Origin of the sequence: Pseudomonas sp. WS 5532 (assembly GCF_012985445.1) — a bacterium.
GTDB classification, from domain to species: domain Bacteria; phylum Pseudomonadota; class Gammaproteobacteria; order Pseudomonadales; family Pseudomonadaceae; genus Aquipseudomonas; species Aquipseudomonas edaphica.
In genome coordinates this window covers 17,806-30,824 of record NZ_JAAQWK010000034.1, presented here as the reverse complement: position 1 = coordinate 30,824, position 13,019 = coordinate 17,806, and the positions used below count along the sequence as shown (strand labels likewise).

Annotated in this window: 12 protein-coding genes and 1 pseudogene; 12 read left to right on the top strand and 1 reads right to left on the bottom strand. The window is 51.7% G+C overall.

Translation table 11 applies throughout. From position 1 onward, the window contains the following. Nucleotides 1-5: 5 nt before the first annotated feature. From HBO23_RS32045 to HBO23_RS32030, 4 genes are read left to right on the top strand one after another with little or no spacing between them, the layout of a single operon-like run. Complete coding sequence (locus tag HBO23_RS32045) at nucleotides 6-713, top strand: HNH endonuclease signature motif containing protein (RefSeq protein ID WP_170040836.1); 708 nt, start codon at nucleotides 6-8, stop codon at nucleotides 711-713. Continuing rightward, complete coding sequence (locus HBO23_RS32040; RefSeq protein ID WP_262378258.1) at nucleotides 686-1,948, top strand: hypothetical protein; 1,263 nt, start codon at nucleotides 686-688, stop codon at nucleotides 1,946-1,948. Before HBO23_RS32045 ends, HBO23_RS32040 begins: the two co-directional genes overlap by 28 nt. Next, entirely contained in the window at nucleotides 1,941-2,207 is a 267-nt protein-coding gene (locus tag HBO23_RS32035; protein ID WP_170040835.1) for a hypothetical protein, read from the top strand. The genes HBO23_RS32040 and HBO23_RS32035 overlap by 8 nt, the downstream gene beginning before the upstream one ends. A 2-nt stretch (nucleotides 2,208-2,209) precedes the next feature. Next, nucleotides 2,210-5,236 carry a type IV secretion protein IcmB gene (locus HBO23_RS32030; RefSeq protein WP_170040834.1) on the top strand — a complete coding sequence of 1,009 codons (3,027 nt, stop codon included), beginning with the start codon at nucleotides 2,210-2,212 and terminating at the stop codon, nucleotides 5,234-5,236. Nucleotides 5,237-5,661: 425 nt separating this feature from the next. Here the strand turns inward: HBO23_RS32030 and HBO23_RS34030 are convergent, their stop codons facing one another. Then, the gene (locus HBO23_RS34030; protein ID WP_178131765.1) at nucleotides 5,662-6,144 is read right to left on the bottom strand and encodes an HNH endonuclease; all 483 of its coding nucleotides are present in this window, start codon (nucleotides 6,142-6,144) and stop codon (nucleotides 5,662-5,664) included. Between the two features lie 87 nt (nucleotides 6,145-6,231). Between HBO23_RS34030 and HBO23_RS32020 the strand changes: the two genes are divergently transcribed. From HBO23_RS32020 to HBO23_RS31985, 8 genes and pseudogenes are all read left to right on the top strand, one after another. Beyond that, nucleotides 6,232-6,798, top strand: a complete 567-nt coding sequence (locus HBO23_RS32020; protein WP_170040833.1) for a hypothetical protein — start codon at nucleotides 6,232-6,234, stop codon at nucleotides 6,796-6,798. 235 nt (nucleotides 6,799-7,033) lie between these two features. Then, entirely contained in the window at nucleotides 7,034-7,804 is a 771-nt protein-coding gene (locus HBO23_RS32015) for a hypothetical protein (RefSeq protein WP_262378257.1), read from the top strand. Between the two features lie 66 nt (nucleotides 7,805-7,870). Further along, on the top strand, nucleotides 7,871-8,095 hold the full coding sequence (locus HBO23_RS32010; RefSeq protein ID WP_170040832.1) for a hypothetical protein: 225 nt from the start codon (nucleotides 7,871-7,873) through the stop codon (nucleotides 8,093-8,095). A 50-nt stretch (nucleotides 8,096-8,145) separates the two neighbouring features. Beyond that, nucleotides 8,146-8,313, top strand: a pseudogene (locus tag HBO23_RS32005) (Arc family DNA-binding protein); the annotation flags it as partial. A 285-nt stretch (nucleotides 8,314-8,598) separates the two neighbouring features. Continuing rightward, on the top strand, nucleotides 8,599-9,609 hold the full coding sequence (gene yejK / locus HBO23_RS32000; protein ID WP_170040831.1) for a nucleoid-associated protein YejK: 1,011 nt from the start codon (nucleotides 8,599-8,601) through the stop codon (nucleotides 9,607-9,609). 86 nt (nucleotides 9,610-9,695) lie between these two features. After that, entirely contained in the window at nucleotides 9,696-10,007 is a 312-nt protein-coding gene (locus HBO23_RS31995; protein WP_170040830.1) for a hypothetical protein, read from the top strand. A 78-nt stretch (nucleotides 10,008-10,085) separates the two neighbouring features. Next, nucleotides 10,086-11,645, top strand: a complete 1,560-nt coding sequence (locus HBO23_RS31990; RefSeq protein WP_262378259.1) for a UvrD-helicase domain-containing protein — start codon at nucleotides 10,086-10,088, stop codon at nucleotides 11,643-11,645. A gap of 34 nt (nucleotides 11,646-11,679) precedes the next feature. Next, the gene (locus HBO23_RS31985; RefSeq protein WP_170040828.1) at nucleotides 11,680-12,984 is read left to right on the top strand and encodes a hypothetical protein; all 1,305 of its coding nucleotides are present in this window, start codon (nucleotides 11,680-11,682) and stop codon (nucleotides 12,982-12,984) included. Nucleotides 12,985-13,019: the final 35 nt, after the last annotated feature.

The window sequence follows — 13,019 nt, the reverse complement described above, 5'->3', positions numbered from 1 at the left end:
TGTCAATGATTGAGCTGTCTGTTTGTCGTGATCTTAGAAAAGTGCCTTTGATCAATCACGGATCAAAACATGATAAGAGCGCGCAAGAGCAACGAGCCGCTGTTATTGCCCAAGGTCGATTCGGGCGTCGGTGTGTTTGTTGTGATTTCGCATTTGGCACAACAGACAGTTTCGATCTTCATCATATCGACGGTGATCATACAAACAATTCCAATGAGAATGTTGCGCCTGTATGTGAGTTGTGCCACTCAGCGTTTCATATTGATCTTGTCTCAAAAAAGTGGCCTTCCAACACCGGAAAAATAATTTTCTTGCCTGAGTTGTCTCAGGCTCAGTTGAACAATTTGCTTCAAGCGGTTTTTTTCGCCATGGCCATGCAGGTGAGCTCGACAGAAAAAACACCGGTCGCCGATGTGCATCAATTTCACCCGCACACCGTTTACCGAAGGTTGATGGAGCGTGCTCACCAGGTGGAAATGAACGAACAAGGCGAAACAGTGCGTAAGGGCTTCTCGGATCCGGTGGTATTTAGCCGCGTTCTCCTTGATATGTCCGATGAAGAATACGCCAACCGGAATATGTTGATTGCTGGATGCCGCTTCGTGCCCGGCGCGGATTATTTCATCCAGCAAGCTGGTAACTGGGCCGCCAATGGTGCGTCGTTCAGTCGCTTGGATCTGGCTGCTTGGCCGGGCGTAGCGGGGCTTATCTAATGGGTGTTATGCGATTTGGTTGTGTCCGGTTTGATGCTGATGATCCCAACATGGGTGGGTGGGCTTCTGTTGACGGCCAAGAAAGCTACCGGATTTCTTCGGTGGGGAATCTCGACAACGAAACCTTGTGGTGGACCAACTTATCCTTCTCTGCCATCTATGGAGCCAATCTGCATAAGACACCTTACATTAAGCGGACTACATATCTGAACTCATGGTTGCAAGAGGGCCAAAATGACATTTGTAATGGTTGGGGTTTTTTAAGGCGGTCTTATACTGAGGATACAATCACGCAAGCTTTGTCGGGTATATTCCATCGCGTAATGGTATTTGCTACGAAAACCTATGGTCTTAAACCACAAAGTTCAGTACCTATGCACGACAACCTTGCAGATGAACTTCGGTGCAAGATTCTACCAGATAAAGACCAGCATATTGGCCCGGAAGTAGACGGTGCTTTGTCCGCTGCTCATCAATATTATACGTACTGTTTGACACCTCATTACAATCGTGAAGAAATGGTTGTAGTGCGATTCTCCGTCCCGGCGGTGAAGTATTCGCAGGAAATGCTAGGGCTCATTATCCCTAGTGAGCAAGTCGAGTTTGTTGCTGCTGAACAAATTGCTTCGCTGTCTGACCGCATTGGGTGGGTGGTTAATAACCCAAGCCCTGTTCTTGCGCGTGTTACAGTTTCAAACATTAACCCTGATTATGTGAATGTCATTGCCTTCGCAAATGGCGCAAAATCAGGCAGCAATCGTTCATGGGTTTCGCAGCCAGAATTGCTTCTTCTTTCTCAATACGCAAAGGTCGAAGTCATATCTGCTTTTGTTTTCAGTGGATACGAGTCCCTGGACAAGGCCTGTTCGTTGCCGCCCTTCTCACAATTGCAGTCCATGGCTCCTACAGCCGAACTTATCTCTATGAATCACTGGATTGGATTGACCAGAGAAAATTGCTATCGGTTGGAGCCAAAAAGCACTGAGTATCGTGCCATATCTCCGCGAGCTGCGTGGATGACCGCTATCGATCGATTCATGATGTTCACTTACGCTCTGCAATTGCATCGTGCAGGGATTATTATTCGAAAATATGGCGCAGGCGGCGTTACTTGTTTGATTCCTAAGCATAATTTCAAAGACGCATATGAGATTGCAGCGTCAATTGGTTTGATTTCGCCTCCTAATATTTCCTCAGATATTGAGGTTCAAGAAGAGCTTCAAGGCCATGTCTAACGCTGAAGATGCGCTGCTTATTGAAGTAGCCTTACGTGATTCCAGGCACGTAGGAGTAATCATGGCTTTAGACCGGATGATGCTATTGCCTGTAAATGAAGAACAGTTACAGGTGGCGATGCGCGATCTAGAGTTGGTTAAAACATTCATCAATACCAATTTACCAAGCGGATTGCGTGAGTCTGCCAGAGCCATGTTTGTTGAACATGGCAGGTTAGTCGCTAATCACTATCGCACACACTTGGCGTCAGAGGTTTAAATATGAGTTTTGCAACGTCAGTGGTTGAGACAGTAGAAGGCCTGCTTGCTTACTTTGGTGGAAAGCTCAAGCAGAACCTGGCGGACTATATTGATATTGAGTCAGTCGATGATGAGAGCACGCTGACCCTGAAAGATGGAACGCTGCTCACCGTCATACAGTTGCATGGTTCCTTTCGTATGATCGGGGAGCAGGAATTCTCTGATTGTGACAGCCTAATCAGCAAAAGTTTGAAGGCCTATCTTAATAATGGTGGGCATGCGATCCACGTTTACTTCAGTGGGGACCCTGATAACGCCGCTAGCGATATCGAGAAAGCTATCGAGCCATCGCGTGCTACTGCACGTCGGCTAGGGTTGGCCCTGGACGATCTCTTTGAAGAGGACGTCAAGCATCTCTCGAAATTCTGTACCAAAGAGAAGGGCTATCTGACGCTTCTGACCCGCCCGTCCGCGGTAACTTCCGCCGAGCAGAAGCGCGACATCAAAGCCAAGATGGAATTGTTCGAAGCCCATCCGCTGCCGCGAATGCGGGATGTACCCAACGTTTTTGCCGCCTTGCAGTCCTTGAGGACTCGGCACAAATCGTTTGTTGACGCGATGATCAGCGACCTTAAGGAGGTATTCATCTCTGCGGAAGTTTTGGACGTGCACGCTGCAGGACGAGAGATGCGCTCAAGCGTCGATCCCGATTTCACTGCGGACGAATGGCGCCCTGTGTTGCCTGGCGACAAAATTCCGGTCCGCGCTGTTCGTCGAGATCCTAAAGACATGTCGGGTGCGTATTGGCCGCGGCTCGATCGGCAGTTGAGCCCCCGCGATGCCAAAAAACTCGGTAGAAAATATCTGACTGTAGGCGATCGAATTTATGCGCCGATGTATATCCATTTGCATCCCTCCGAGATCAAACCATTTCAGCAGTTGTTTCTGCGAGTAGGTGAAAGTCGGTTGCCGTGGAGGATCAGTTTTCTGATCGAGTCAGGTGGCCTGGCCATGGTCGGGTTCAAGAACATGATTGCCGCTATCGTCGGCTTTACAAATCCTGACAATAGGTTGTTCCGTGATGCTGTGCAGGCCGTTCGCGACATGGTCAAGCATCAAGACGCTTTGGACGTGCGCCTGCGTGTCGACTTTGCAACATGGGCGCCGGCAGGCGAAGAAAAGCTTCTTGCAACCCGGGCATCACGCCTTGCACGGGCCGTTCAAGGGTGGGGTGGTGCTGATGTGCGAGAAGTCTCAGGTGATCAGTTCCAAGGCTTTATATCAACTGCTCTATGCCTGAGCCTCAACAGTGTTGCAACGCCGGCTTGCGCGATCTTGGGGGACGTTACCAACATGCTGCCGTTCTACCGGCCGGCATCACCTTGGGCGGACGGCGGAGCGGTTCTCTATCGAACGCCTGACGGCAAAATCTGGCCCTATCAACCCAACTCCCCTGTTCAGTCGAGCTGGATCACATGTGCCGTTGCAGAGCCACGTTCAGGTAAAACGGTAAACGGCAACCTGGTAAACCTCGCGCTGTGCCTATCCCCGGGGATTACCCGAATACCAATGATCGGTATCGTCGACGTGGGTAAAGGCAGTGCTGGCCTCATTTCGCTGCTGCAACACGCATTACCCGAAGGATCACGGCATTTAGCGGTATCTATTCGATTGCGAATGACCCCTGAGTTCGCAATTAACCCCTTGGATACCCAGCCCGGGTCGCGCTTTTTGCTGCCGAGCGAATTTGCTTTTGTGACCAACTTTCTTTCGCTGCTGGTCACTCCTATGGGGGCAAGTGCTCCTGCGGATGGCATGGTCGGGTTAGTCAAGTTTACCATTCAAGAGGCATACCGTTTTTATTCTGGGGACGGAAACAACTCCCGAGCAAAACCATACACCCGTAACACCAGCGGCGCCGAGCTTGTGGATGCAGCAATTGATCGATATGGCATCACGGTCGATCGCAGGACCACCTGGTGGGAGATCGTCGATTCGCTGTTTGATATGGGAGATCTGCATGCGTCTGTTTTGGCACAACGGCAGGCCGTTCCCACACTTGCGGATATTGCTGCTGTAAGCCGTGAACAGCAGTTTGTTGATCTTTATGGCAACAAAAAAACCGAAGATGGCGAGCCCCTCTTGGATGCCTTTTCACGGATGATGTCTGAATCTATCCGGAGCTATCCGATTCTTGCTTTGCCTACGGCATTTGATCTTGGCGAGGCCAGGGTAGTTTCTCTCGATCTCGCGGAGGTCGCCAAGAGTGGTTCGGCTGCTGCTGATCATCAAACCGCGATGTGCTACATGCTTGCTCGTTACGTTGTTGCCAGAAATTTCTATCTGACCGAAGAAGATGTTGGTTTCTTTGATAAGCGGTACCGCCCTTATCACGAAAAGCGAATCAGCGAGATCCGGCAGGACAAAAAGCACCTGCAGTGGGATGAATTACACCGGACCAAAAAAATCAGGCCCGTTCGTGATCAGGTGATTGGGGATATGCGCGAAGGAGGCAAAGAAGGGATCATGGTTACGGTTATTTCACAAGACGTGGATGACTTTGATGACGAAATGCTCTCTTTTGCTACCTGCAAAATTATTCTGTCGAAACAAAATGAAGTTAAAGCGACCAAAATGCGCAAAATGTTCAGTCTTACCCCAACAGCAGAATATGCAGTTCGACATCTTATCCGACCTCCGAGTGCAAAAGGATCAACTTTTGTTGGCATGTTTACAACTCGTGAAGGCGATGCGGTTCACCTTTTGAACAATACGATGGGTGGCATCAAACTCTGGGCATTCTCCACAACGCAGGAAGATGCGTATGTTCGCGATACGTTGTACAAACAGATCGGTCCCGTAGAAACGCGCCGGTTGTTATCGAAACTTTATCCTGGTGGAAGCATTACACGGGAGGTTGAGTCCCGTAAGAAGAGGGTTGAACTTTCTGGTCTCATCGGCGCGGATAAAGACGATGGGGTCATCGATGGATTAGTGGCAGAGATCCTCCAGACTTATCATGAAACCCAAAAGGCAGCGCTTCGATGAACTTAATAAACAGGCATGTCCTTGTTGTTTTGTTTTTCTGTCCTCCGATGGTCTACGCCGGTGGAATATTTAATATTTCACCAGCTGAGAATGTGGAGTCCGGGCGAACAGCCCAGCCCCAAAGTCGGGTCATAGCGATTCAGCAGAGGAACCTGCAGCGTGGGCAGCAAGTGCAAGATCCGCCAGTGCAAGTTCAGCCCCAACCTAGGCAGCCTCTGTATCAGCCTTATCGGCCGCCGGCAGCGTCAGTAATCCCAGGCCCGCTACCGGACGACAACAAAATCGGACAGTACGATCGTTTTGTAAACGAAAGTGATGAGGCCTACATCGTCCGGATGAAAGGGGTGTACCGGCAATCCGCGGTAGAAATGGAGAGAGTAGGTGCTGCGCATCTGCAGCAGATGCAGGCCCTTGCCCCTCACTAGCTAGCGGGGGTAGTTGATTCCTTGTTCTCGACAATCAGAGCCAAGTTTCACCTGGTATCCATTTCTCAGAACCTCGATGTCCAATGTCCAACTGAAGGCCGAACGAATTTGATGAACCGCAAAGGCGTGCTTGACCAGAGATAGAGCTTGCTCAGGCGTTATTTCATTGATTTGGCATAGCCAAGTGAGCACCTGTTGGGCTTTTCCGTTCCGAAGGGCCAGTCCGATGTGTTTCACCTCATGGCATTTTGGACATAGAGCTATGAGTCGTTCGAGGCGCTGTATTTTGCGGTGATCGTCATATTGCCAGATCTCGTGGCATTCGACTGGGTGGTTGCGTCCTCTGCCGCCGCAGATTTCGCATCGGTACAAGGCCTTTTGAAAGCAGATTGTTTGTAAACGGTCCCAGGTTTCAGGCGAGACATTCGATCGGACGTTGCTGTACCAGCAGGTCTTAGGGACGAGTTCGAGGGCTAGCTTCATGGTCTGACGTCATCCTGCCGCGTATGATTGCGTATCATCGGTTATTTTTTTACTATCAACACTGTATTGACATGGTATTATAAATCAATGAAAGTCAGCCAAGCGGAACGTGACGCCAGCGCCGAAATGGCGGATTGGCTCGGTTTTTTGAGAAAGGCCAAGCGGGTCACTTTGCAGAGTATTGCGGAAGCTCACGCAACTCAGCGAAGCAATCTGTCTGCATTCATCACTTCCCGGGGTACTACCCGGAATATCTCGATGGAGAAGGTGCGAGGCGTGCTTTTTGATCTCGGCCTGCTGGATGGCGGCATGCTTGCTCCTGGATTGCATCGATGGGACGTCGATAGCGAAATGGTCGATGCGTTTTGCGAGCTGCTGGTGAAAAGCGATGTCGAAAAAGGATTTGTTTTAAAGCTCGGTAGTGGGTACCGAGTTTTCATGGTGGTTGAGGTCTGCGAGACGATCGTGGTTTTCGCAAGCTTGCCAGGTGATGTAGCCGAACAGCTCAATGATCGGCTGTCTCAGATTGTTGAGCGTCTGACAGAGATCGATTTGGATCGTGCAGGGGACTCCCGGATCCAGGCTCTCTGGCAGACTCCAGATGATCAGGCAGTATTGGGAAACTTGAAGGCGCTTTGGGCTCATGGAACCTGATCTGGCTTTCTGAGGCGGGTCTGTAGTCATAGGCTCATCTGGTTTCTGGATTGTTTTGCGAATACATCAACCATCGTTAAGCGGTCACCGGTTTCTGGTCATCGATACTCTTTTCGGGAGTCTTGGTTATCAGGATCTGGTGTCAGGTTTCAGGTCTAGATGACTGAAGCTTTTTTTGGCCCAGCTTGCTGGCGTGATGATGTTGAGTGTTGCGGCAAAAATCTAAGGAACAGCTATGGCTACCCAGAAACGAATGAAAGCAAACGAGCTGGTCCTGTTGCTCGCTAAGTTGGTTGATATGGACGTCGAGATGATGGCCAGGATCGCCAATCTTCCAGTGCGAAATCTTCGCTCCTGGCTGGCCGGAAAGCGTGAAAATCTCCGGCTGCAGTCGGTCATGAATTTGATGTCTGTAATGGGTCTCAAGGCCGATGGCGGCTTACGGCTTGACGATTCCAGAGTCCATTACTGGTACATCGAAGACACGATATTCAGCCAAAAAAAACGTGTTTACGCCTCGATCACGCAGCTGTCGAAACTACTGACGGGGTGCTCAATCACGGCGGTCGCTCCCACAACGCTCAAATTGAAAGAGCGCCTCGGCTATTCCTTCTACCTAGTGGCAAGCGCCAAGGTTCGCCTTGTTATCTGCGTCAAGCGCAGTCTCTTTCGTAGACCTGATATCTCTCCTGAGGTGATCAAAGGTGCCTCGTGGAGGGATGACAGCGATGATCATTCGATCACTGCCAATTCTCGTTTGTGGACTCACCTGGTCGAGCGAGATCTGACCACCTTTGAGTTCGACCGTATGTTCAATCTGGTTGACGAATCCACCAGTTGGGCAGACGTATCGCTCATGGCTCGCGAGTTCGGTGTAACTGCAGCTGACGTTGCGCAGTGGATTCTTGAGCGTAGTGGTGAGGCCCCTGTGGCCTCCCACCCTGCAGATGATGACGGCGGCATTGATATTGAGGACGGCGCCCGACTGTATCTGGTTGCTGGTTAAATCGTTTTCATCTCTCCACCGTAAATTCCAACACGCATGTTTATCCGCGAAAGAGGGCTGTGCCCAATGAGCAAGTTCGTTACCTATGTCATTCGGATGCCTGAATCGAATGAGTTGAAATCTGCGATCAACGGCTCGATCCGTGCTGCGGTCGAAGCTAACGGTGGCGATATCACCGGTCAGTCGGCAGAAGACGAAATGACCTTGGCAGAATTGTTTGAAAGCCGACTGGATGAATGGGAGGTCGACGAGGCCAGAAAGGAACTTGTTGCGATTGCTGAAGCGAATTGACCCGCGAATACAAAAGCGAAATTCATTTTACTTAAAGATAGGGAATCGACATGAGTCAAAGCCAAACCACCTTACACACCCTCTATTCTTCGCGAACGGCTGATAAGTTTGTTGTGCGACTTCCGGACGGTATGCGCGAGCGAATCGCCGATGTTGCTCGCGATAATCATCGAAGCATGAACTCCGAGATCATCAGTCGTCTGGAGGCAAGCTTGGTCGCTGGTGATCAAGTCGTTGCGGGTCCTGACGTCGAGACCGATGCGGTTATGTCGACAGAAAGCCAGATCGCCGCCGAAATCATCAATGCCCTGGCGCACAAAAACCGGATTGCAGAAAAACTCTTCAGGGCCATGCCGGCGGCAGGTGATGAAGTTTCGATGCGTGCATGGCGTTCCAGCCTAGAGCAGTTGTTTGCACCATCCGTTGAAAGTGTTCTTGCGGTTGGCACTGCCGTTAGGCGGTAACTGAACAGGGCCGTATCCCGGACGGCTCGGAGGATTGACATGCCCATCCGCCATATCATTGTGCACCACATCGATAAGAAGCCTGATGGTTCGCCGGCCATCTTGGAAACACGATCCTCTGAGCTCGACGAATCGCAGGCCAATGAAAATATGCTCTCGGATCTGAACGAGAGCTATAACGCAAAACAGGGTAAGGCTTGGGGCTTCTTTCATGCGGAGTCTGGATGCCATCCACTCAGGGGGTGGCTGCAGCTATATCTCGATGGCGATATGACTTTCGTGCAATTCAGCCAGACAGCTGTTGAGCACCTGCAGTATTTGATGGAAGAGTCGAACTTGACGGTCGGCGGACACGTATTGTTCGCCCATTACCAGCAGGGTATGACCGATTATCTCAGCATCGCATTGCTCCACCATAGTGAGGGTGTTGCTGTGAATACCGAGCTCGAAGTAACTACCTCAAAGCACCTGGATCTGGGGCAGCTTAACCTCGCTGCACGCATCAACATTTCCGAGTGGCAGAACAACACCAATTCTAAGCAGTACATTTCGTTTATTAAGGGTAAAAGCGGGAAGCGGGTTACCGAATATTTTCGTGACTTTGTTGGCTGTCAGGAGGGGATCGACGGTCCTGGTGAAACTCGCGTTTTACTCAAAGCGTTCAGCGACTTTGTTGAAAGTGAAGACCTGCCCGAAGACAGCAGTCGTGAGAAGGCCAAAACGTTGGTGGACTACGCCAGTAGCCAATCCAAGCTAGGGGAAGCTATGGGCTTGGAAGAATTGTCCGAGCTGATCGATGAGGACCGTCCCAAGGCGTTTTATGACCATATCCGCAATAAGGACTATGGCCTCTCACCCGAAATTCCGGCTGACAAACGAACACTCAACCAATTCCTTCGATTCACCGGCCGGGCCGAAGGCTTGTCTATCAGTTTTGAATCGCACCTGCTGGGCTCCAAGGTTGTTTACGACGAGGAGGCGGGGACGCTCACAATCAAGGGGTTGCCTACCCAGTTGACCGATCAATTGAAGCGTAGGGCTGTTCAATGATTCAGTCACGTTGGTCAGAGTCATCGGTTGTAGGGACCGTCGTGTCCACCTTGCCGGGGGGGTACCTGGTCGATGGAGCGGGAACCATGACCTCTAATCCTGAGCGAGTTGACTTCACCGTGCAGGTCCGAGCCGGTGATGAAGAACTGTTCCTTGAATGGTTTGAAGTTGCTCATGGCTACCCATTCGTGTCTTACAGCCGAGAGCCTAGCGCTGTGTTGGAGTTTTCCGATCTTGGCTCCACCGATCGGCCAATTTCAGTCGGTGTAGTTATAGAGGTGACTTTCTCGCAGTTCTTTGAAGCGTGGTTGGATCTGAGGGCTGCTTACGAGCGCAACGAATTGCGGATTCAGTGTAATGACGCGCTGTCGCAGCTTGGGTTGCCTATCGCTGATTAAAAAGGGCCCTCGCTTCCTAAATGAGTAAGAGGCCACGGGGTCTTTTTTTTCGCTTTGCATTACGACTTTCGTTTGACTATGATTGGTCATTATCAAGCGATGAGGGTTTTTGCAATGGATGGACTCCGACTGACAGAGGAGCAAGCAGCTCCCTGTGCAAGCAATGCCGATGTCATAAAAGTCGAGGCCGGTGCGGGCACCGGTAAGACCACCATGCTGCGGGGTATCGCGCAAAGCAAAAGCTCTCTTCGACACCTGTATGTGGCGTTTAACAAGTCCATCCAGCTGGAAGCAGCCTCGAAGTTTCCCGGGAACGTAACGTGTAAAACCGCGCACTCTCTGGCATATGGCGCGGTCGGCCGGGACTACGGCAATGTTCCAAACAAGCTTCAGGGTGACATCAAACCGTTCCACGTCACCCGGCAGTTACAACGATCGTTACAGCCCCTCCCTCAGAGTGCCCACAACCTCTACGGAGGGCGTGTGATTGAGACGTTGAAAAACTATCTGGTGTCGGGTGACGGCCAGATGGTCCCTAAGCACATCAGTATCGGCGATGCACCGGTGGAACGGTCGCATTTTGAACCTCGGCAAATCCTGCATGATGCTATGCAGATCTGGACGGAAATGCAGGATTTGCGCTCCGAAGTGCCGATGCTGCATGACGGCTATCTGAAGCTTTACCAGGTCGCTAACCGCCGCCTTCCCTACGACTCCATCTTGTTCGACGAGGCTCAAGACACTAATCCAGTGACTCAGGCGATCGTCGACCAGCAGCAGGCAAAAAAAACCTATGTGGGAGATCGCAACCAGGCGATCTACGGCTTCCGTGGCGCCAGTAATGCGATGGAGCAAATCCCTGCTGACGAAACGTTCTACCTCACTGGCTCATTCCGCTTCGGCGAGGAAGTTGCCGATGTGGCGAACAAGATCCTTGACCTGAAAGGGGACGTGGTCCACCTGCGGGGGTTGGGTGCACCGAGTAAAATCCGGGCCCTCGGCGCCGGTGAAGGACACGCTTTTCTGAGTCGTGGCAACTCGGCGCTGTTTGATCGTGCGGTGAACGCGCTTTTGAAGAACGAGCCGTTTTCCTTTGTTGGTGACATCAAAGGCTATCGCTTCGATCAAATCCTCGACGTCTATAACCTGTCGATCAAGGGGCAGGTCAAGGATCCATTCATCCGTTCCTTCAGCAGTTTTGATGAGCTGCTCGAATACGCCGAAATGATCAATGACCGTGAGGTCAAATCACGCTGCAAAGTTGTCACTGCCTATGGCCGCGACATCCCGAGCTTGATCGAGCGGATCGAGCGCGCAGCCTTATCTCCCATAGTGAGTGGGAGCGGTTTGGTCGTCCCGGATAACCGCATTGTGCTAACGACCGTGCATAAGTCGAAAGGGCTTGAGTTCCCGAATGTTCGCCTCGCCGGCGACTTCATGGAATTCATCGATTCCGACACCAATCAGCTGCTCGACATGGCGAAAGCCGACAACTCCATTATCGAGGAAATCAACCTCGCATATGTCGCTGTAACCCGTGTTCAACAATCGCTGCACCTCAACGACCAGTTGGAAGCTTACTTGGAGTACATCGCCGAGCTGGCTGCCAACCGTTCCTCACGCCCGTCCATGGCGTAAGCCCTGATCTTTCCCGACAAGGAGCAACACAGCAATGTCTCTTCTCAAGCGTATCCAAGATGTCAACAGCGGTAGCACTGCGAGAAAATTCGACGCATTCGGCTCGGTTTTCGAGGTGGCCACCGCCACCCAGGTCAACGGTGTGGTCAAACTGACGGGGAAACTGCTCAATGAGAGCAATCCCAAGATCATCGCCGGTGAAGAAATCGTCGTTAATTTCCGTGGTGATGCGGCACCCAAATCCGTTGCCAATTTCCTGAAGGGCAATGGCAAAAAGTCGCTGGACACCCCGGAGGCATCGAAAGGTACCTTTCTGACCCTCGAAGGCTGCTTCTTTACTGAAGAACTCGAAAACGACAAGCGTGTTCTGAGCTCCCGCTGGTTGAACACGCTGGCCTCCAACAACGACTCCGATCACGAGAACCGTTCCTTCATCGAGAACATCCTCGCGACCGCGCCTCGCATTTCTTTCAAGAATCCGAACATTCTGCCTGGCGAGCCTGAGCGCATTACGCTGGCTGTCAACGCTCGAACCGTCGACACGCGGGTCAAAACAGACCACGGCACTTTCGCCAAAGAGTTTCCTGCCGAATGGGCAGTGCAGAAACTGGCGGCCCTGGGCCCGAACGACAAACCGACCGTGCATATCGATACCATCGAACCCTCGGAAGCGAAGAGCATCTCCGATCGTGAAGGGCTCAAAGCTACGCTGACCGAGCAGCTCGGCCGCGGGACCAAGGCGTTGGCAATGCTCCGAGTGACCGATGGTGATGAGATCCTGACTCGTGCGGTCTACGTCGCCTTCAAAAAGGATGGCGATGATTATGTCCCTGACACCGAAAAAACCATCGACGAGCTTTTCAAGAATAACATTTTCAAGGGCATTCCCAACGATGACCTGTTCGCGGCCTTGGCCGAGGGTGAAGCTCGCATCGAAAGTGTGCCCGGCTACCGCATGAACTACTCCGGCGATCCAACCAAGGACAACAATGCGGCCTACAAGCTGATCAGTGATGTCAAAGAAGGCAAAACTCAGCGTTATGAAATGATTTTCGGTGAAAAAGCGAACCTGTTCAGCAAGGTCATCTTGCCGGGCATTGCGCGCACCGATTCCATCTCCGGTTTCTCTCCTTTCAACATCCTGGCCGATGAGCCTGGCACGTTTCAGGCCAACGAGTTCCGTACACCGCTGATCAATCCAAATGCGGCGCCGCAGCCACCTAAGCTGCCGGCAGAAGAAGCCCCTCAGGCAGCGCCTGATTTCCAGTCTCTGGAAAGTGAGTTTGACAGCGCGTTGAAGGCCGACGGCGATGACTCACCCTCCGGCCCTCGCCCGTAACACGTCCCTCTGCGTTATCGCCTGCAGTTAAACAG